The organism is Streptomyces sp. NPDC087300 (assembly GCF_044744425.1).
Taxonomy (GTDB): Bacteria; Actinomycetota; Actinomycetes; order Streptomycetales; family Streptomycetaceae; genus Streptomyces.
This window is the reverse complement of the sequence record NZ_JBIUYI010000015.1, coordinates 116,518-134,300: the sequence shown is the minus strand read 5'-3', so window position 1 is coordinate 134,300 and position 17,783 is coordinate 116,518. Positions and strand designations below refer to the sequence as shown.

Annotated in this window: 19 protein-coding genes and 1 tRNA gene; 9 read left to right on the top strand and 11 right to left on the bottom strand. The window is 72.2% G+C overall.

Going from position 1 to position 17,783, the window contains the following annotated elements; genetic code table 11:
* Positions 1 to 105: 105 nt before the first annotated feature.
* The gene (locus ACIO9J_RS40475) at positions 106 to 621 is read left to right on the top strand and encodes a GNAT family N-acetyltransferase (RefSeq protein ID WP_402010356.1); all 516 of its coding nucleotides are present in this window, start codon (positions 106 to 108) and stop codon (positions 619 to 621) included.
* A gap of 5 nt (positions 622 to 626) precedes the next feature.
* Here the strand turns inward: ACIO9J_RS40475 and ACIO9J_RS40470 are convergent, their stop codons facing one another.
* From ACIO9J_RS40470 to ACIO9J_RS40455, 4 genes are all read right to left on the bottom strand, one after another.
* On the bottom strand, positions 627 to 2,054 hold the full coding sequence (locus tag ACIO9J_RS40470; RefSeq protein WP_402010371.1) for a M1 family metallopeptidase: 1,428 nt from the start codon (positions 2,052 to 2,054) through the stop codon (positions 627 to 629).
* A 91-nt stretch (positions 2,055 to 2,145) separates the two neighbouring features.
* A complete protein-coding gene (locus ACIO9J_RS40465) occupies positions 2,146 to 3,294 on the bottom strand; it encodes a YncE family protein (protein ID WP_402010354.1) in 1,149 nt (382 codons plus the stop codon).
* Entirely contained in the window at positions 3,291 to 3,893 is a 603-nt protein-coding gene (locus ACIO9J_RS40460; protein WP_402010352.1) for an ankyrin repeat domain-containing protein, read from the bottom strand. Before ACIO9J_RS40460 ends, ACIO9J_RS40465 begins: the two co-directional genes overlap by 4 nt.
* A gap of 74 nt (positions 3,894 to 3,967) precedes the next feature.
* Positions 3,968 to 4,525 (bottom strand): heme-binding protein, encoded by a 558-nt coding sequence (locus ACIO9J_RS40455; protein ID WP_402010350.1) that lies wholly within the window; start codon positions 4,523 to 4,525, stop codon positions 3,968 to 3,970.
* 564 nt (positions 4,526 to 5,089) lie between these two features.
* On the opposite strand from ACIO9J_RS40455, the gene ACIO9J_RS40450 reads away from it, so the two are divergent.
* Together ACIO9J_RS40450 and ACIO9J_RS40445 are read left to right on the top strand one after the other, a co-directional pair.
* The gene (locus ACIO9J_RS40450) at positions 5,090 to 6,262 is read left to right on the top strand and encodes a sensor histidine kinase (protein WP_402010348.1); all 1,173 of its coding nucleotides are present in this window, start codon (positions 5,090 to 5,092) and stop codon (positions 6,260 to 6,262) included.
* Positions 6,259 to 6,891, top strand: coding sequence for a response regulator (locus ACIO9J_RS40445; protein ID WP_402010347.1), 633 nt, complete (start codon positions 6,259 to 6,261; stop codon positions 6,889 to 6,891). Before ACIO9J_RS40450 ends, ACIO9J_RS40445 begins: the two co-directional genes overlap by 4 nt.
* 34 nt (positions 6,892 to 6,925) lie before the next feature.
* Here ACIO9J_RS40445 and ACIO9J_RS40440 read toward each other — a convergent pair whose 3' ends face one another.
* Entirely contained in the window at positions 6,926 to 7,459 is a 534-nt protein-coding gene (locus ACIO9J_RS40440; protein ID WP_402010345.1) for a Uma2 family endonuclease, read from the bottom strand.
* A 246-nt stretch (positions 7,460 to 7,705) separates the two neighbouring features.
* Here ACIO9J_RS40440 and ACIO9J_RS40435 point away from each other — a divergent pair, with 246 nt between their 5' ends.
* Positions 7,706 to 8,212: a hypothetical protein gene (locus tag ACIO9J_RS40435; RefSeq protein ID WP_402010370.1), complete on the top strand. Its 507-nt coding sequence runs from the start codon at positions 7,706 to 7,708 to the stop codon at positions 8,210 to 8,212.
* Positions 8,213 to 8,949: 737 nt separating this feature from the next.
* Here ACIO9J_RS40435 and ACIO9J_RS40430 read toward each other — a convergent pair.
* On the bottom strand, positions 8,950 to 9,633 hold the full coding sequence (locus ACIO9J_RS40430) for a pentapeptide repeat-containing protein (protein WP_402010343.1): 684 nt from the start codon (positions 9,631 to 9,633) through the stop codon (positions 8,950 to 8,952).
* A gap of 172 nt (positions 9,634 to 9,805) precedes the next feature.
* On the opposite strand from ACIO9J_RS40430, the gene ACIO9J_RS40425 reads away from it, so the two are divergent.
* Positions 9,806 to 10,822, top strand: coding sequence for a zinc-binding dehydrogenase (locus ACIO9J_RS40425; RefSeq protein ID WP_402010341.1), 1,017 nt, complete (start codon positions 9,806 to 9,808; stop codon positions 10,820 to 10,822).
* An 85-nt stretch (positions 10,823 to 10,907) separates the two neighbouring features.
* Positions 10,908 to 12,239, top strand: coding sequence for a GNAT family N-acetyltransferase (locus ACIO9J_RS40420; protein ID WP_402010340.1), 1,332 nt, complete (start codon positions 10,908 to 10,910; stop codon positions 12,237 to 12,239).
* Positions 12,240 to 12,319: 80 nt separating this feature from the next.
* On the opposite strand, the gene ACIO9J_RS40415 is transcribed toward ACIO9J_RS40420, so the two are convergent.
* Both ACIO9J_RS40415 and ACIO9J_RS40410 read right to left on the bottom strand, forming a co-directional pair.
* A complete protein-coding gene (locus ACIO9J_RS40415) occupies positions 12,320 to 12,805 on the bottom strand; it encodes a GNAT family N-acetyltransferase (RefSeq protein ID WP_402010338.1) in 486 nt (161 codons plus the stop codon).
* 130 nt (positions 12,806 to 12,935) lie between these two features.
* Positions 12,936 to 13,778 (bottom strand): aminoglycoside phosphotransferase family protein, encoded by an 843-nt coding sequence (locus ACIO9J_RS40410; protein WP_402010369.1) that lies wholly within the window; start codon positions 13,776 to 13,778, stop codon positions 12,936 to 12,938.
* Between the two features lie 79 nt (positions 13,779 to 13,857).
* On the opposite strand from ACIO9J_RS40410, the gene ACIO9J_RS40405 reads away from it, so the two are divergent.
* Positions 13,858 to 14,532, top strand: a complete 675-nt coding sequence (locus tag ACIO9J_RS40405; RefSeq protein ID WP_402010336.1) for a rhomboid-like protein — start codon at positions 13,858 to 13,860, stop codon at positions 14,530 to 14,532.
* A gap of 99 nt (positions 14,533 to 14,631) precedes the next feature.
* Positions 14,632 to 14,916 (top strand): hypothetical protein, encoded by a 285-nt coding sequence (locus ACIO9J_RS40400; protein ID WP_402010334.1) that lies wholly within the window; start codon positions 14,632 to 14,634, stop codon positions 14,914 to 14,916.
* Between the two features lie 40 nt (positions 14,917 to 14,956).
* Here the strand turns inward: ACIO9J_RS40400 and ACIO9J_RS40395 are convergent, their stop codons facing one another.
* Positions 14,957 to 15,709 (bottom strand): DsbA family protein, encoded by a 753-nt coding sequence (locus ACIO9J_RS40395; RefSeq protein ID WP_402010332.1) that lies wholly within the window; start codon positions 15,707 to 15,709, stop codon positions 14,957 to 14,959.
* Between the two features lie 140 nt (positions 15,710 to 15,849).
* Between ACIO9J_RS40395 and ACIO9J_RS40390 the strand changes: the two genes are divergently transcribed.
* Positions 15,850 to 17,289: an NAD(P)/FAD-dependent oxidoreductase gene (locus ACIO9J_RS40390; RefSeq protein WP_402010331.1), complete on the top strand. Its 1,440-nt coding sequence runs from the start codon at positions 15,850 to 15,852 to the stop codon at positions 17,287 to 17,289.
* Positions 17,290 to 17,293: 4 nt separating this feature from the next.
* Here ACIO9J_RS40390 and ACIO9J_RS40385 read toward each other — a convergent pair whose 3' ends face one another.
* Together ACIO9J_RS40385 and ACIO9J_RS40380 are read right to left on the bottom strand one after the other, a co-directional pair.
* Positions 17,294 to 17,554 carry a hypothetical protein gene (locus tag ACIO9J_RS40385; RefSeq protein WP_402010330.1) on the bottom strand — a complete coding sequence of 87 codons (261 nt, stop codon included), beginning with the start codon at positions 17,552 to 17,554 and terminating at the stop codon, positions 17,294 to 17,296.
* A gap of 84 nt (positions 17,555 to 17,638) precedes the next feature.
* Positions 17,639 to 17,712 (bottom strand) — tRNA-Thr (locus tag ACIO9J_RS40380).
* Between the last annotated feature and the right edge of the window lie 71 nt (positions 17,713 to 17,783).

The following is a 17,783-nucleotide window of genomic DNA, read 5'->3' as shown; positions in this document are numbered from 1 at the left end:
CTCCAGGACCTGCTGAGGTGCTGGGTCGGCACCTGCACCACCTGCGGACACCCACTGAGCAGGCACCGAGCCAGAACCTAACGAAGCACTACTAGTCTGCGGCGCATGATCCTCGAACCGCTCACCGCCGTCGACGGGGCCCTGCCCGGTCACCTCCTCACCGAGGTGACCGGGCTCTACGCCGCCCACCGCGAGTTCTTCGCGCTCAGCGGCGACTTCCCCGACCCCGACGACATCCGCATCGGGCAGGTCGCCAAGGCGCTCGCCGACGAACTGGCCGAGCCGGGCGCCGAGGTGCTGCTCGCGCGCTCGCGCGGGGAACTCGTGGGCATCGCGATCACGCTCGACCGGCACCCCGACCCGACGGACCCCGACCCCTGGATCGGCCTCCTGATGGTCGACGCCAGCCGTCAACGCAGCGGACTCGGACGGGAGTTGGCGCACCTCGTGGAGGGCGGGTTCCTCGCCGAGGGGCGGACCGCGGTGCGGCTCGCCGTCCTGGAGAACAACCCCAAGGCCCTGCGCTTCTGGACCGCGCTCGGCTACCTCGTCATCGGGCACCGCGAGGACCGCGCGCGGAACCGCCCGTGCGCGGTCCTGCGCAAACCACTCGCAGGCTAGCCGGGCTACGGCTTGTCCGGCTTGCCCTCCCCGTACAGCCAGTCGCCCCAGATCGCCGCGACCTTCTTGCGCGCGGCGTCGCCGCCCGCGTGCTCCTCGACGTACTCCGTGAAGTCCTTGGTGTCGGCGTTCGCGTGCCGGTGGGTCTTCGCCCAGCCCTGCACGATGTCGTAGAACGTGTCGTCGCCCACGGCCTGGCGGATCTTGTGGATGATCATCCCGCCGCGCTCGTAGACGGGCGAGTCCGAGATGTGCTCGGCGCTCGTCGGCTTGGCGGGCGGGAAGGCCCAGACGGCCTCGTTGTCCTCGTCGTCCTCGAAGTAGTCGCCCTCGTAGAGCGCGTCGAAGGTCTCCTGCGCGCTGTCGCCGCCGTGGTCCTCCTCGTAGAGCCACTCCGCGTACGTCGCGAAGCCCTCGTTGAGCCACATGGCCTGCCACGTCTTGGGCGTCACGGAGTTGCCGAACCACTGGTGGGCCAGCTCGTGGACGACGAGGCCGGTCTCGGGGGCGCCCGGGTAGGTGGGCCGCGTCTGGGTCTCCAGGGCGTACTCCACGTCGTCCTCGCGGGCCACGATCGCGCCGGTCGAGGAGAACGGGTAGGGCCCGAAGTTGTACTCCTCCCAGTCGATGATGTCCGGGATCTTCGCGAGGACCTTCTTGCTCGCCTTGGCCTCGTCCGGGGCGACCGCGGTGATGACGGGCAGCCCCGACTTGGTCATGGAGGTCTTCATCTCGAAGTCGCCGATGGCCACGGTCGCCAGATAGCTGGCCATCGGTTCGGCGCTGTGCCAGGCGAAGGTGGTGCGCCCGTTCTTGGTCGACTCGCGGGTCAGCTCGCCGTTGGAGACGGCCTTGAGTCCCTTGGGAACGGTGACCTGTATGTCGTAGGCGGCCTTGTCGCTGGGGTGGTGGTTGCCGGGGAACCACGCCATCGAACCGTTCGGCTCGCCGAGCGCGAGCGCCCCGTCCGCCGTCTTGAGCCAGCCCTCGTGGGAGCCGTCGTCGTCCTCGACGGTCTCCGGGGTGCCGGAGTAGCGGACCGTGGCGCGGAAGGTCTCGCCCCGGTCGAGGTCGTCCGCCGGGCGGACCCTCAGCTCCTGGCCCGCGCGCTGGAACCGGGCGGCCTTGCCCTCGACGGTGATGCCGGAGACGTCCAGGCCCTTCAGGTCGAGGTTGAAGGAGCTGAGGTTCTTGGTGGCGCGCGCGGTGATCTCGGCGGTCCCGGTGAGGTGCCGCGACTCGGGGTCGTAGCCGAGGGTCAGGCCGTAGTGGGACACGTCGTAGCCGCCGTTGCCCTGCTTGGGGAAGTACGGGTCGCGCAGGCCGTCCGCCCCCGGGGTGCCGTCGACACCCGCGCCGCTACAGGCACTGACGGTGGCGAGCAGGGCGAGGGCGCAGCTGACGGTGGCGGCTCGGGCGGCCGTAGATCGCATTTCCACGCGGATGATCTTATGCGGCAAATGTTCGGTACGGGGGTGGTTCCGCACCTCGGCCCCGGCTCCCCCGTACCGCCGCCGCCCTTCCTCAGAGGATCGCGATGCCCAACGGTCGCTCACCCGCGGTGAGTCGGTGGACCGTCCCCTCGCGCACGTCGACGACCGAGACGCCGTTCCAGAACCCGTCGCGGGTGAAGCCTCCGGTGACGTACGCGGTCCGGCCGTCCCGGGACACCGTGACGTCCTCGTGCGGGCCCTCCAGCGGGATCACCCGCTCCTCGCCGTCCTCGGTCCGCACGGTCAGGGAAGGACCCTCGTCCTCGTCCGGGTCGATGGGTCCGGTGCCGACCGCGAAGAGCGTGCCGTCGCCGGTGACCGTCACGCCGTGCTGATGCGTGTTGGCGGTCATCTTCTCCACCTCGTACTCACCGGTGCGCGGATCGAGCACGACGAGCTTCTCGCCCTCGAAGGGCAGCAGCAGCCGGCCGTCGGAGGGGCGTACGGCGGTGTAGTGCGGCTTGAGCCAGGAGCCGAGACCGCCCTCGGTGCCGTACGGGGCGACCTCGACGCGGCGCGGCTTCAGCGAATCGGCGCGTACGACGGTGACGTCGAAGGAGTCGTGGTCGGTCGCGTAGACCTCGCCGCCGTCCTTGGACACGTCGACGTCGAAGGGCCGCCTGCCGACCGGCACGGTGTCGGTGACCTCGCGCTTCCCGGTGTCGATGACTTCGAGGACGCCGTTGTCATCGGGCACGTTGACCCCGACGTAGACGTGCTCGCCGTCCGGCGCGATGGCGATGCCCATGCCACCGCCGCGGTACTCGCCCGTCGTCGCGGGCCCGGTCTCCGTCTCGTACGGGATGCGGTCGACGCGCTCACGGACCTCCGTGTCGACCACGGCGACGCCCTCCGCCGTCGCGACCCAGGCGCGCCCGTCGTCTCCCACGACCAGCCCGTACGGCGCCTTGCCGACCTCCACCGACTCGACGGGCCCCTTCTCGGGGTCGACGAAGGTCACCGTGTCGGAGCCGAAGTCGGCGACCAGGAGCGTGCCTTCGGGGGTCTTCGCCTCGGCGGGCAGGGTGGCGGTCGCGCGGGCGGGCTCGGGGCTGGACGGCGCGGGGCGGTCCGCGGCGGAGGCGCAGCCCGCGAGGACGGCGGCGGCGAGCGCGGCGGTGCCTGCCGTCAGGAGGGCGCGGCGGGGCGCCCGCAGGGAACGGCGGCGCGGCGCCTTCACGGCGCGGCCCTCAGCAGCCGGGCGATCTCCGCGAACCCGCGCCGCTCGGCGTGCGCGAGGGGCGTCGCGCCGTCCCGGTCGGCGAGGTCCGGCGTGGCGCCCGCGGCGAGCAGCAGCTCCACGATCTCCTGGTGGGCGCGGCCCCCGTCGCCGAGGATCACCGCCTCCAACAGGGCGGTCCAGCCCAGGTCGTTGACGTGGTCGACGTCGGTGTCGGTGGCGCGCAGGACCTCCCGTACGTACGCGACGTGGCCGCGCTCCGCCGCCGGGATCACGGAGATGCCGCCGAAGCGGTTGCGCAGCTTCAGATCGGGCCCCGCGGGCAGCAGCACGTGCAGCATGGCGACGCTGCCGGTCACGCCGGTGACCAGCCAGGGGCTGTCGGCGCGGTGGTCCTGGGCGTTGACGTCGGCGCCCGCGGCGACGAGCACCTGGGCGGCCTCGACGTGATCGCCGATGGCCGCGAGGAGCAGCGCGCTGCGCAGCTCGGTGTCGCGCGCCTCCACGCGGGCGCCCGCCGCCAGGGCGGCGGTCACCTCGGCGGCGTTCCCGGCCCGTGCGGCGTCGAGCAGCCGCCGGTCGGCAGCGGTGGTGTTCATGGCGGATCTCCTCGTCGTGCGGGCCCCCGCGCGGACGGGCGCGGGGGCCGGGAACAACCTCAACAGCATGCGGCTCAGCGGCCGAGGGCCGCCACACCCGCCTTCGCGAACTTCTCGTCCTGGTCGCCGCTCGGGGCGCCCGCGACACCGATGCCCGCGACCGGAGCGCCCTTGGCGGTCACCGGGGCGCCGCCCGCGAGGAAGAGGGTGCCGGGGATGTCCTTCAGGTTGGGGGCCTGCTCCAGGCGCTTGGTCAGCTCGGAGGTCGGCGCGTTCCAGGAGACGGCGGTGTACGCCTTCTTCACGGCGGACTCGGGCGACTGCGGGCCCGCGCCGTCGCCGCGCAGCTCGACGATGGTGTTGCCGTTGCGGTCGACGACGGCGACGGAGACGCGCTGGTTCTCCTTCTTCGCGGCGTCGAGGGTGGCCTGCGCGGCCTTGGTCGCGGCAGCGACGGTGAGGTGCGTGGACTGGGTCAGGTTCTTGTTGCCCGCGTCGGCGGTGACGGCGGCCTTGCTGGCGGCGTCCGGGGTACCGGCGGTGGCGGAGACGGCGCCGAAGGTACCGGCGCCGAGGACGGCGGCGGTGGCGGCGATCGTGAGGACGCGGGTGCGGCGGGAGAGCTTCTGCATCGGGGGCTCCAGGGGTGGTGTTCGTCGAGGGGCGAGGGGTTCTTGCCTCTGACCTCAATCCTGTGGCCGGGTCCGGGCCCCACCCCTCGACGTACCGGCTGCCGACGGCGCGCGACTCGGCCGACACCGGGGTCAGCCGATCGGTTGACCCCTTTGTGGTCCCGGCGGGCCACAATGAGGGTGTCTGCCCAGTTCAGGGACTGTACGAGGGCAGCACGGGAGGCGGGCGCCGGTCGCCGCACGAGGGGCTGGCACCAGTCGCCGTACGAGAGGGCCGGCACCGGTCGCCGCATGAGAGGGCTGGCACCGGTCGCCGTACGAGAGGGCTGGCACCGGTCGCCGTCGGTACGAGAAGGCCGGCACCAGTCGCCGTCGGTACGAGAGGGAGGCGCCCCAGTGGGACACCGCACGCCGGGCTCCGGCCCCGGCACACCAGGGCCTGGCACACCGGGCCCTGGCCTCCGGGCACCGGACCCCGTCACCCGGGCACGGGGCCGCCGCCCCGACCCCCGTACCCCCGACCCCCGCACCCCGGACCCCGACGCCCACTGGCTCGGGGCCGTCATGCACGCCACGTTCTACCTGCTCCTCGCCACCTCGCTGGCCCGCTTCCTGCTGCGGCACCCCGGCGGCGCACGCGTTCCGTGGATCATCGCGCTCTCGGCGGTCCTCGCCGTCCTCTACGCCCTCCCCTTCCTCACCGCCGCCCTGCGGGAGCAACCCGCCACGCCCTTCGCGTCCGGCGCCCGCCCCACCCCCCGCCGCCTGGCCTGGCTCACCCTGGTCGTCGCGGTCTGGCTGGTGCTCGTCGTCCTCGCGCCCAGCTTCGGCTGGTGCGCGGTGCCGCTCTTCTACACCGGCCTGCGCACGCTGCCACCGCGCGCGGCCCTGGCCCTGGTGGCCGTCCTGACCGGCTGCGTCATCGCCTCCCAGGTGCGGCTCGCGGGCCGCTACGACCCGGACCTGATCCTCGGGCCGCCCGCCGTGTCGGCGATCGCCACCGCCGTCTTCACCTACATGCAGCGCCAGGCCGCCCGCCAGCGCGAACTCATCGACGACCTCATCCGCACCCGCCGCGAACTGGCCGCCACCGAACGGCGCGAGGGCACGCTCGCCGAGCGCCAGCGGCTCTCCATGGAGATCCACGACACCCTCGCGCAGGGCCTGTCCAGCCAGCAGATGCTGTTGCAGGCCGCCGAGCGCGTCTGGGACACCGATCCGGACAAGGCCCGCACCCATGTCCGTACGGCCGAGTCGATCACCGAGCACGGCCTCACCGAGGCGCGCCGCTTCGTGCACGACCTCGCGCCCGCCGACCTGGCGGGCGGCGGCGGCCTCGCGCAGGCGCTGCGGGCGCTCGCGGAGCGGGAGTCGGACGCGGGCCTGACCGTCCGCTTCCACGCGGAGGGCACCCCGGTGCCGCTGCCCGACCGCGTCAGCTCGGCACTGCTGCGGATCGCCCAGGGCGCACTGGCGAACGTACGCGAACACGCGGCCGCGAACACCGCGGCGCTCACCCTCACGCTCCTGGACGACCAAGTGGTCCTGGACGTCGCGGACGACGGCCGCGGCTTCACACCGCCCGCCGTGCCGGGCACCCCCGGGGGCGTACGGGGCCACGGCCTGCCCGCGATCCGTGCGCGGGCGGTCCAGCTCGGCGGCACACTGACCATCGAGTCGGCGCCCGGCGAAGGCGCGGTCCTCTCCGTATCGATCCCGTTGGAGCCGCAGCGATGAACACCACCCCGGTCCGCCTCCTGGTCTGCGACGACCACGTCGTCGTACGCGCGGGTCTGCTCGCCCTGCTCGGCAGCGCGTCCGACATCGAGGTGGTCGGCGAGGCCGGCACCGGCGAGGAGGCGGTCGCCCTGGCCGCGAAGCTGACGCCGGACGTGGTCCTCATGGACCTGCAACTGGGCGAGGGCATCGACGGCGTGGAAGCCACCCGCCGCATCACGGCCCACGCCCCCTCCCCCCACGTACTGGTCCTGACCACCTACGACACGGACGCGGACATCACCCGGGCCATCGAGGCGGGCGCCACGGGCTACCTCCTCAAGGCCGAACGCCCCGAGGAACTCTTCTCCGCGATCCAGGCCGCGGCCCAGGGCCGCACCGCCCTCTCCCCACCGGTCGCCTCCCGCGTCATGGCCCGCATGCGCAGCCCTCTCCCCACCCTCACCGACCGCGAACGCGACATCCTCGGCCAGCTCTCCCAGGGCCTCGGCAACCGCGAAATCGCCCGCGCGCTCTTCATCAGCGAGGCAACGGTGAAGACCCACCTGGGCCGCATCTACGACAAGCTCGGCGTCGACACGCGCGCGGGGGCGGTCTCAGTGGCGAAGGAACAGCGCCTGCTGCCGTGACGATGCGGACGCGGGCCCGGAACGGGGCGCGGGCTCAGAACTGACTGGTGTCGATCTCGAAGCCGAGGGGTTCCGGGAGGGGGACGGTCTTGGAGAGCTTGAAGATCTCCTGCCGTCCGTACGTCTCCCCTTCGGGCTCCGTGTGCAGCACTACGCACCCGGCTTTCCTGTCGATGAGGAGATAGGCGGGGATGCCGGCGCGGGCGTAGCCGAGGAGCTTCTTGTGGCGGTCGTTGTCACCGGTGGACTTGGACGTCACCTCGACGACGAGGAGGACGGGCGAGGCGTCGTGGTACCTCTCCTCGTTGTCGAAACTCCCCTTGGGCGCGAGCACCAGGTCGGGCTGGACCTGACCGCTCACCGAGGCACCCGGTACGTACAGCCCGATTCCCGTGTAGCGCCCGAGGTCCTTGCGGTGGTCCCGCACCTGTCCGGTGAGCTCCGACACGATCTCTTCGTGCTCCCCGTTGGCCGGAGGCGTCACGTGGATCTCCCCTTCGATCAACTCCACGCGCCACCCCTTGGGGGCGACCGCGCTGAACATGACGAAGGCTTCTTCCACCGGCATGGCAGGCACCCGGTCCTCGACCAGACGCACCAGAGACCGAGGGTCCAACTCCTGACAAGGCTCATACTCCGGAAGCGGCAGTGCTGCCATGACGGAACCTCCTTCGCTCGGCGCGACACTGTCAGCGTAGGCCCCAGCCCGCCGACCGAACCGGAAACCGTTCAGCCGAACGTGCGAGCGGTGACGTTTCCGCTGGTCTGGGGCGCGCGGCCGGTGGCGCGCGCGGTCCGTGACACCATCGACCCCGTGCTCGACATCGGCTACGCGCTCTCCCGCCGCTTCCCTGACCCCCCGGAGCTGGACTACGGCAGGGCGGACGTCCACACCCTCCGTCACGACCTCTTCTGCGGGGACGTGTATCTGGCGGACACCAAGGCGGACCGGGAACTGTCCACAGCCTGGGGATGGGTTCCCGTCCTGGACTTCGCGTGGGCCCTGTGCGACATCGTCGAGCAGCTCGACCAGGATCCGCTCGGGAGCCGTGCCTCCCGGCCCCAGTACGCCGAGCTCGACTTCACCGAGTCGACCGACCGCATGCTGTTCGCGCGGCGCTTCGGGTGGGTCGACATCGAGGCGGACTGGATGTCCCCCGACGACCCTCCGCTCACCTTCTCCCACACGGAGCTGCGCCGAGAGGCCCGCGACTTCCTCCACGACCTCCTGGCGGACCTGACGGACCTCCACGAATCCCTGTCGGGCAACGCGACGCTCTGGTCCCTCCAGTCCCGTTTCCCTCGGGTCCCCCGGGGCTGATCCCGTATATCCCCACCCGCCCACCCGTTTCTCCGCGCCGATGGGTGGCCAGTAGGGGCCGGTGGCTCCTGTCGCGCCAGGTGCGCGTCGTGGGGCGGGGCCGCGGCGGTATGTCCGTCCTCGCTATCCCGGTGAGCCGTCATGGTCATGCACCTCGGTACGCGGCCACTTGTGCTCCGGGCAGACATACCGCCGCGTCCCCTCGGGTCGCGCTCGCGGGTGCGGGGCGGTGGGGCACCGGGTGGACTGGGGCATCGGCGCAGTCCGGGGTGTAGGGAAAAGCCACCCGCACCGGGGCGCGGTCGCGGGGACCGGTCCGACCTACCGTCGCGTCCTCTCCGGTCATGCTCGCGGCTGCGGCGCGGTCCGGACGGGACCCCACCGGGGTGCGGTCGTGGGACCGGGGCAGCGGCGCGGTCCGGGTGTATGGAGGTCGGCCCCCGCCGGGGCGCGGTCGCGCAGCCGTCCTGAGGGGACGTGGGGGTATGTGCGAACGGAGCACAGTGGACACCGGGGCAGGGAAGCAAGTCCATTGGCTCTTGCCCCGGGATGGCGAGTACGCACATACCCCCGCGGCCCCGCCCCAGAGACGAACGAAGCGCACTCGCCCCAGCCCAACCCAGCCGGCACCACCAAACAAACCCCAACCGGGCCAGCGACGCGCCCGCACCGGCAGACGCCCCCAGCCACACACCCACGCGACCCCACGCAGTACCCACAGCCGACAGACACCCCCTCTACTCCCCCACCCCCACCACCTTCACCCCCACCTGCACCGCAAACGCCGGCGCCAACTCCATCAGCTGCTCAGGACTGATCACCGCCCCGCGCAGACACTCCACCCCCCGCGCAATCCCCAACTCCCCCGCCGCCCGCAGATCCACATCCTTCATCCGCACCCCACTGAAGTCCGCCCCCCGCACCACACAGCCCCGGAACTCCACCCGCTCCAGCGCCGCCAGCGCGAAGTCCGGTTCCAGCAGGACGCAGTCCTCGAAGATCACGTCCCGCAGCCGCGCCTTCCGCAGGTTCAGGTAGTCGAGCTTTCCGCCCCGCACCACGACCCGCTCCAGCACGCCCCCGTGCAACTGCACGCCCCCGAGCCGCGCGTCGACCACCTCCACGTCCCGCAGTGACGCCTCCATCAGGTCCGTCCCCACGCCCTGCGGCTCCGTCAGGACGGAGTCGACGAAGCGGGCCCGCGCCAGCCGCGTCTCGCCGAGCGCGCACTCCGTCACCGCGCAGTCCATGAAGAGCGCCCCGCCCCCGTCCTGCGCCCCGAGGTCGAGCCCGCGGAACTCCACCCCGTCGTAGTCCCCGTCAGGCTCCAACTCCCCGCCCCCGAAGGGCCGGAGCTCCGGCAACCGCACCTCCGCCCGCCGAGCCGCCTTGACCACTACCGCTTTCGCCTTCTGCGCCATGCCCCCATCGTGCCGCTCCCCACTGACAACACCGCAGCCGACGACACCCCCACCCCTTGACCTCAAGCCCGCTTCAGGTTGAAGGCTGTCGAAAGCCGCGAACAGAGCCCACCACCCACCACTCCCGCACCCCCCGCCACCCCCGCCACCCCCGCCACCCCCAGGAGCCCTCATGCACGCCATCCGCCTCCACACCTTCGGCCCCGCCGAGAACCTCCGCTACGAGGAGGTCCCGACCCCCGACCCCGCCCCCGGCCAGGCCCGCATCGCCGTAGCCGCAGCCGGCGTACACCTCCTGGACACCGCACTCCGCGAGGGCGTGCAGGGCCCGCTCCCCGAGCCACCCGCCCTGCCGACGATCCCCGGCCGCGAGGTCGCGGGCACCGTGGACGCCGTGGGCGAGGGCGTCGACCGGGGCTGGCTCGGGAAGCGCGTGGCCGCCCACATCGGCTTCGCGCCCGGCGGCTACGCCGAAGCGACCGTCACCGAGGCGTCCCGTCTGCACGAGCTCCCCGAGGGCCTCGACCCCGCCGAGGCGGTCGCCCTGATCGGCACGGGACGTACGACGATGGGGATCCTCCAGTTCACCGAGCTCACCCCGGACTCGGTGGTCGTGATCCCCGCCGCCGCGGGCGGCATCGGCACGCTCCTCACGCAGTACGCCGGACACCGGGGCGCCACCGTCATCGGCCTGGCGGGCGGCCCGGAGAAGACGGCCCGTGTCCGCGCGAACGGCGCGGACCTCGCCGTGGACTACACGAACCCGGCGTGGCCCGACGAGGTCCGCGCGTATCTGAAGGAACGGCACGACGACCGCCGGGCCACCGTCGTCTACGACGGAGTAGGCGGCGAAGCGGGCCTCGCCGCGGTCGACCTGCTCGGTCCCGGCGGCGCGCACGTCGTCTTCGGCTGGTCGGGCAAGGGCCCGCACGACGGCGAACCGCTGACGTTCACCGAGGAGGAGCTCACGGAGCGTGGCATCACGCAGCTCAACGTCCTCGGCCCGTCGATGCTGCGCAGGGCGGGCGGCGACGACCCCGTCCGCACCCTGGAGCTGGCCGCGTTCGCCGAGGCGGCGGAGGGCCACTTCACCCCGGCCGTGCAGCGCTTCCCCCTCGCCGAGGCGGCAGCGGCACACCGCGCGCTGGAGACCAGGGGCACGATGGGCAAGGTGGTCCTGATCCCCTGACGGATCCCCTGACGGACCCCTTGACGCACCCTCCCCGGAGAAAATCCGGATGCCCTCGCCGGATAAGGGAACTACCGTCCGTTATATGGGTATGGACTCCATCCAGTTCCGCGACGTCCCCGAGACCGGCATCGACCGCGCGCTCTCCCTCGCCTATCTCGTCTTCCACGAGAGCCCGGAGGAGGAGAAGCGCAAGCACCACCACGACCTGCTGCTCGGCTGCACCCGCATCGGGGCGTACGAGAACGGCGAACTCGTGGGATTCCTCGCGGCGTTCCCCTTCACCGTGTCGGTCCCCGGCGGCGAACTCCCGTGCCCCTGCGTGACGTTCGTGTCCGTGGCACCGACGCACCGGCGCCGCGGCGTGCTCTCCGGAATGATCGCGGAGCTGTTCGCGCGGGCCACGGCGGACGGCGCGCCGATCGCGTCGCTGTGGGCGTCGGAGGACGCGATCTACGGCAGGTTCGGCTTCGGCGCCGGCACGCTCGGCCACACCGTGGAGATCGACTCCCGGCGCCCGCTGGCCCTGCGCATCACCCCGGACGACCGCCCGCTGCGCCTGGTCGACCCCGCCGACGCCCCCGGCCTGCTCGGCGCGTACTACGACGGGACCCGCGCCGAGCGGGCCGGCCGCATCGCCCGTACCGAGGCGTGGTGGCGCGAGGAGTGGCTGGTCACGGAGGACGAGGAGGACGACGAGCTGTCACCGCCCCGCGTGGTCGTCCTAGGCGGCCACCAGACCAACGGCCCGGACAGCCCCGACGGGTCCGACGGGTCCGACAGCTCCAACGGCTCCGACAGGCCCGACGGCTCCAACAGCCCCGACGCCGACCTCCGCACCACTCCCCTCGCCGGCTACGCGATCTACCGCACCAAGACCCGCGACGACGCCCCCGGCCTGGTCCGGCTCGACGAGTTGGAGGCGGACACCCCGGCCGCCGCGGCCGCGCTCTGGCGCTATCTCGCGTCCATCGACCTCACCGGCCAGATCCGCGCCTGGGGCCGCCCCGTCGACGACCCGCTGCTCCTCTTCGCCGCCGACCGCGACCAGGTGCGCGTCACGGGCGAGTTCCCCGCGCTGTGGATCCGCCTCGTCGACGTGCGCGCGGCGCTCGCGGCCCGCTCCTGGGCGGCCCCGGTGGACGTGGTGCTCGACGTGCGCGACGACCGCCTCCCCGCCAACGCCGGACGGCACCGCCTGACGGCGTCCCCCGACGGCTTCACGTACGCGGCCACCGAGGACCCCGCCGACCTCACCGTCGACGTACGCGACCTGGCGGCCTGCTACTTGGGCGGTACGACGACGGACGCACTGGTCCGCGCGGGCCTGGCCACGGAGCACACGCTGGGCGCGGTGCGGGCGCTGGACGCGGCGCTGCGCACGGCCCGACTGCCGCACACCGTCGACGAGTTCTAGGGCCTTTCGTTTGGATCAGGCCGGGCTCGCGGGGTCTGGCACGCCCGCTCCCTGATCCGGCCTGATCCAAACGAAAGACCCTAGGCGCGCACCCCGCCGCCGAGCTCCGCGAGCGCGCCGCCGGTCAGCCGGTACACGGTCCACTCGTCCTGGGGCAGCGCCCCGAGCGACCGGTAGAAGTTGATCGACGGCTCGTTCCAGTCGAGGACGGACCATTCGAGGCGCTCGTAGCCGCGCTCCCCGCAGATCCGGGCGAGCTCGGTGAGCAGCGCCTTGCCGTGCCCGCCGCCGCGCGCCTCGGGACGTACGTAGAGGTCCTCCAGGTAGATCCCGTGCACGCCGCGCCACGTGGAGAAGTTCAGGAACCACAGCGCGAAGCCGACGGCCTCGCCGGTCGCGTCGTCCTGCGCGATGTGCGCGTACGCGGCGGGCCGCTCCCCGAAGAGCGCCTCGCGCAGCTGCTCCTCGGTGGCCCGTGCCTCGTCGAGCGCCTTCTCGTACTCGGCGAGGTCGCGGACCAGGGCGTGGATGACGGGGACGTCGGCGGGAGTGGCGGTACGAATCATGACCGCAGATTAACCAGCCACGCCCGGCCACCCACGCCCACACCGGCACTGGCACCGGCGCCCGACCACCCACCCGCACCGGCCCCCGCCGCCCCGCACCTCCCCACCCCTCAGCTCACCTCACCTCACCTCACCGCCCCAGCAGCAACCGCGCGATCTCCATGTCGTCCGGCTCCATCTGCCGCCCGTCCTCGATCTCCCACAGCGCGTTCTGCAGGACCCGCCCGAGCGTCCAGGCGCGGGCGCGCTCCCGGTCGAGGCCGAGGACCTCGGTCATCGCGTCGAACCGCCACAGCACGTCGGCCGGGTCGAAGCGGTTGTCGAGCGCGGGCCACAGGTCGAAGCCGGGGTCTCCGGCGAGGGGCTTCGGGTCGATGGCGAGCCACGGTTCGCGGTCGGCGGCCATCACGTTCTCGAAGTGCAGGTCCCAGTGGAGCATCCGGTCACCGGGCTCACCGACGACCTCGCGCAGCGCGCCCCCGCACCGCTCGACGATCGCGCGCTCGGCCGGATCGGCGATCGAGGGGAGCGCCCCCGGCAGGTCGTCGAGCATCTGTGCGGCGATGTCGCCGAGCCGCCGCATGCCGTCCGGCGCGGGCCCCGCGGTCAGCCGCGCGAGGAGCTCGGCGATGACGAGGACGGCCTTGCGGGTGTCGGCCATGGACGACAACATCCGCGCGGGGTCGAGGCGTTCGAGCAGCATCGTGCCGGTGCCGTCGTCGTAGTCGAGGAGGCGGACCGCGCCGTCCCCGTCCCACCTGCGCAGCGCGACCGGCTCGCCCTCGGTCTCCTCGTCCAGGATCTGGAACTTGACCGCGGCCGGCGTCCCGTCGGCGCGCACCACGGGCAGCACCAGCGCGGCCATGCCGTGCATCGGGTCCCCGTCGACCGTCAGGTCCCAGCGTCCGACGATCTCCCGCACCAGGCCGGGCAGCGCGGCGATGAACTCCCGCCCCGGCTCCCCCGCGTACATGTACTGCGACTTGACCAGCTCGTCCGGAATGCGAATGTCGATCACCCTCGCGACCCTAACGGCGTGCGTGAATCACCGCATGCGCATTTTCCGGGGAGCGGCCGACGGCGCCCGCACGGCCGCTCTCGCCGTCACGTCGTACGTCCGCAGCGCCCCGGGGACGTACCTCTGGCTGGGCGCCCTCTTCGTCACGACCGTCGCGATGCACAGCATGTCGCCGGAGTTCGAGGACGAGTTCCTGCGCCAGCGCTCCACGAACATCCACGAGCTGTCGCGCAATCCGGTGCGGGTGCTGATCTCCAGCGCGTTCTGGATCGACGGGAGCAGCTGGCTGCCGTACGCGGTGTTGTACTCGGTCTTCCACGCGAGCGCCGAGCGCTGGCTCGGCACCTGGCGCTGGCTCGCGGTCGCCGCGCTCTCGCACGTGCTCGCCACGCTCATCAGCGAGGGCGTCCTCGCGCTCGCGATCCACCACGGGGCGGCCCCGCAGTCGGCGGTCAACACCCTTGACGTGGGCGTGAGTTACGCGCTCGCGGGTGTGGTCGCCGTCCTCACGTACCGGCTTCCCGCGCCCTGGCGGTACGGGTATCTCCTCGCCGTACTCGCGGTGTACGGCGCCCCGCTGGTCAGCGGCAGGACCTTCACCGACCTCGGCCACTTCACCTCGGTCCTGATCGGCCTCGCCTGCTATCCGCTGACGCGGCAGGGGCTGCGACAAGGACTGCCACAAGGACCTAGGTCCTCGCGCCGCTGAGGCCGAAGGCCCCTGGCAGGCGCACTTCCGCGGTACCTACGGTGAGTGCACGGCCGAGGGGCGCGACAGCCGCCGCGGCCCGGCCCGGAGGAGGCCACCATGCCTTACGCGTTCACACTGCCCGCGATCCGGCTCCCCCTCGACGGGATCACCGCCGTCTACCTCCTGGAGGACCCCGGCAGCCTGCCGGCCGGCCTCTACCCGCCGCCCGGCGCCGTCTACGACCCGCGCGTGCACGCCGCCTGGATCCTGGCGGGCCAGGGCCACCGGGCGTCCTGGCTCGCGGACCGGCTCGGGCTGCCCCGGCACGTCACGCGCGTGATCGCCGACGCGGCCCGCTACGCCGAGGTCCCGGACCGCCTCCCCTTGCGCCACAGCGCGTAGCGGGCGACGGCCGGGACCCCGGACCTCGTCGTACGCCGGGTCACTTGACCCCGGCGGCCGCCAGTTCCTTGGCGAACTCCGCCTTGCCGTAGAGGGAGTTGGGCTCGGCGGTCTTCCCGTCGACGTGCACCTCCGGGGTGCCCTTGACGCCGTCGTCCATGAAGGCCTTCATCGCCTCGCCGACCCACTTCTTGTGCGTCCCGTTCTTCACCGCCTTGTCGAAGGCGCCGCCGCGCAGCCCGTCGACCTTGTCGGCGGTCTTCAGCAGGAACTCGGGGGTGAAGGCGTCGTCCGTCTCCTCCTCGGGCTGCGCGGCGAAGACCTCCGCGTGGTACTGGGCGAACTTGCCCGCGTCCACCGAGGCCCGCAGCGCGTTGGCGGCGTTCACCGAGCCGCTGCCGCCGAGGTTCTTGTCGAGGAACGAGGCGATCGTGTACTCGATCTTGACCTTGCCGTCGACCACCGGCTCGACCAGCGCCTGCGCGCCGCCCTCCTCGAACTTCTTGCAGAACGGGCAGCGCGGGTCCTCGTACACCTTGACCGTATGCTTGGCCTTCGGATCGCCGACCGTGATCACGCCGCCCTTCACCGCGGCGGGCACGCCCGCGAGCGCGGCGGCCGACGCCGAGGGCTTCTCCGCGGCGCCGCTGGAGCTGCCGCCCTTGTCCTTGCCGGAGCCGGAGCCGCTGCTGTCGTCGGGACCACAGGCGGACGCGGCCACCCCGATCAGCGCCGCGGCGGCCACCGCGGCGGCGACGCGCACGGACTTGCGTCCGGCCTTGTGTACGGCCATGAGTTGAGCCCTCCAGGATCGACACGTACTGCTCAAAGTATCCGAATCTACCCCGCGCTCCCGGCGCCGAAGGACCCACCCCGTGGGACCAACGGCCCACCCCCTGCCCACGGCCCCCACCTGCGCAGTAACGTCCGCCCATGAGCAGCGCGAGCAACGCGGACAGCACAGACAGCACACGGCACGGGTCCGGCACGGTCAACGGCGGCATATCGTTCTGGTACGCCGACGACGGCACGCCCGCGCCCCGGGAACCCCTCACCGGTGACACCACGGCGGACGTCTGCATCGTGGGCGGCGGCTACACGGGCCTGTGGACCGCGTACTACCTGAAGAAGGCGGCCCCCTTCCTGCGCATCACCGTCCTGGAGCAGAAGTTCTGCGGCTACGGAGCGTCGGGCCGCAACGGCGGCTGGCTCTACAACGGCATCGCGGGCCGCGACCGCTACGCGAAACTGCACGGCCGCGAGGCGGCGGTACGCCTCCAGGAAGCCATGAACGACACGGTCACCGAGGTGATCGAGGCGGCGCGGACCGAGGGCATCGAGGCGGACATCCACCACGGCGGAGTCCTCGAAGTCGCCTACACGCCCGCCCAGTTGGCCCGCCTGAAGGACTTCCACGCGACGGAACTCTCGTACGGCGAGAAGGACCGCACCCTGCACGGCGCCCGCGAGACCGCCGCACGCGTCCGGGTCTCCGGAGCCGTCGGCTCCACCTGGACCCCACACGGCGCGCGGCTGCACCCGGTGAAGCTGGTCAAGGGCCTCGCGGACGCCGTCGAGGCGCTCGGCGTCACGATCCACGAGTCGACCCCGGTCACCGAGATCAGGCCGAAGCACGCGATCACCCCGTACGGCACGGTCCGCGCGCCCTACGTCCTGCGCTGCACGGAGGGCTTCACCGCCTCCCTCAAGGGCCAGCGCCGCACCTGGCTCCCGATGAACTCCTCCATGATCGCGACGGAACCGCTCTCCCCCTCCCAGTGGGAGTCGATCGGCTGGGAGGGGCGCGAGACCCTCGGCGACATGGCCCACGCGTACATGTACGCCCAGCGCACCGCGGACGGCCGCATCGCGCTCGGCGGCCGCGGCGTGCCCTACCGCTACGGCTCGAAGACGGACAACGACGGCAGCACCCACCCCGCCACGATCGCGTCCCTGCGCGCCATCCTGACCCGCTTCTTCCCGCAGCTCGCGGGCGTCAGGACCGCCCACGCCTGGTCCGGCGTCCTCGGCGTCCCGCGCGACTGGTGCGCCACGGTCACCCTGGACCGCGCCACGGGCCTCGGCTGGGCGGGCGGCTACGTCGGCTCGGGCGTCGCCACCGCCAACCTCGCCGCCCGCACCCTGCGCGACCTGGTCCAGCAGGACTCGGGCCAGTCGGGCCCCACCGACCTCACGACCCTCCCCTGGGTCAACCACAAGGTCCGCAAATGGGAACCGGAGCCTTTCCGCTGGCTCGGCGTCCACGGCATGTACGCCACGTACAACGCGGCCGACCGCCGCGAACTCACCACCCACACCGCACAGTCGTCACGCCTGGCGCAATTGGCGGACAGGGTGGCGGGCCGCGCCTGACGAATCAGAAAGCGTTCACGCTGTCGACCAGAAGATCGGCACTCGGAGTATCCAGATAGAACTCGACGCGAATACTCTTGCTCGCCGCCACATTGGTCAGATCCAGCGTGCACGTCACGAGGGACCAGTCCGCACTGGTCGCGGTGAACCGGGCAGGCATGGGCCTGTCCGGCGGCCCGAGCTGCCAGATCGCCAGCGTGCCCCTGACCTGACCCGTCCGAACCGGCCCCGACACACGACAAGCGCCACCTTCGAGATCCACCATGGTCAATTATCCGAAAGCCGCCATGGTCATTAATCGGGCACAAAAAAGTCCAGGCCACGGGCTGGGTGACCTGGACTCGTCCGGAGCCCCCTGTCGGATTCGAACCGACGACCTACGCATTACAAGTGCGTTGCTCTGGCCATCTGAGCTAAGGAGGCATGCGCGTCGCGCGAGCGTCGTACGTGCCCCAGCAGTGTAACCAACACCGCCCCCACCCCCGTCGAAAATT

Coding starts and splice junctions, on each gene's coding strand:
- ACIO9J_RS40475 (WP_402010356.1), top strand. CDS start 106: ATGATCCTCGAACCGCTCACCGCCGTCGACGGGGCCCTGCCCGGTCAC.
- ACIO9J_RS40470 (WP_402010371.1), bottom strand. CDS start 2,054: ATGCGATCTACGGCCGCCCGAGCCGCCACCGTCAGCTGCGCCCTCGCC.
- ACIO9J_RS40460 (WP_402010352.1), bottom strand. CDS start 3,893: ATGAACACCACCGCTGCCGACCGGCGGCTGCTCGACGCCGCACGGGCC.
- ACIO9J_RS40455 (WP_402010350.1), bottom strand. CDS start 4,525: ATGCAGAAGCTCTCCCGCCGCACCCGCGTCCTCACGATCGCCGCCACC.
- ACIO9J_RS40450 (WP_402010348.1), top strand. CDS start 5,090: ATGCACGCCACGTTCTACCTGCTCCTCGCCACCTCGCTGGCCCGCTTC.
- ACIO9J_RS40445 (WP_402010347.1), top strand. CDS start 6,259: ATGAACACCACCCCGGTCCGCCTCCTGGTCTGCGACGACCACGTCGTC.
- ACIO9J_RS40440 (WP_402010345.1), bottom strand. CDS start 7,459: ATGCCGGTGGAAGAAGCCTTCGTCATGTTCAGCGCGGTCGCCCCCAAG.
- ACIO9J_RS40430 (WP_402010343.1), bottom strand. CDS start 9,633: ATGGCGCAGAAGGCGAAAGCGGTAGTGGTCAAGGCGGCTCGGCGGGCG.
- ACIO9J_RS40425 (WP_402010341.1), top strand. CDS start 9,806: ATGCACGCCATCCGCCTCCACACCTTCGGCCCCGCCGAGAACCTCCGC.
- ACIO9J_RS40420 (WP_402010340.1), top strand. CDS start 10,908: ATGGGTATGGACTCCATCCAGTTCCGCGACGTCCCCGAGACCGGCATC.
- ACIO9J_RS40415 (WP_402010338.1), bottom strand. CDS start 12,805: ATGATTCGTACCGCCACTCCCGCCGACGTCCCCGTCATCCACGCCCTG.
- ACIO9J_RS40410 (WP_402010369.1), bottom strand. CDS start 13,778: ATGTACGCGGGGGAGCCGGGGCGGGAGTTCATCGCCGCGCTGCCCGGC.
- ACIO9J_RS40405 (WP_402010336.1), top strand. CDS start 13,858: ATGCGCATTTTCCGGGGAGCGGCCGACGGCGCCCGCACGGCCGCTCTC.
- ACIO9J_RS40400 (WP_402010334.1), top strand. CDS start 14,632: ATGCCTTACGCGTTCACACTGCCCGCGATCCGGCTCCCCCTCGACGGG.
- ACIO9J_RS40395 (WP_402010332.1), bottom strand. CDS start 15,709: ATGGCCGTACACAAGGCCGGACGCAAGTCCGTGCGCGTCGCCGCCGCG.
- ACIO9J_RS40390 (WP_402010331.1), top strand. CDS start 15,850: ATGAGCAGCGCGAGCAACGCGGACAGCACAGACAGCACACGGCACGGG.
- ACIO9J_RS40385 (WP_402010330.1), bottom strand. CDS start 17,554: ATGGTGGATCTCGAAGGTGGCGCTTGTCGTGTGTCGGGGCCGGTTCGG.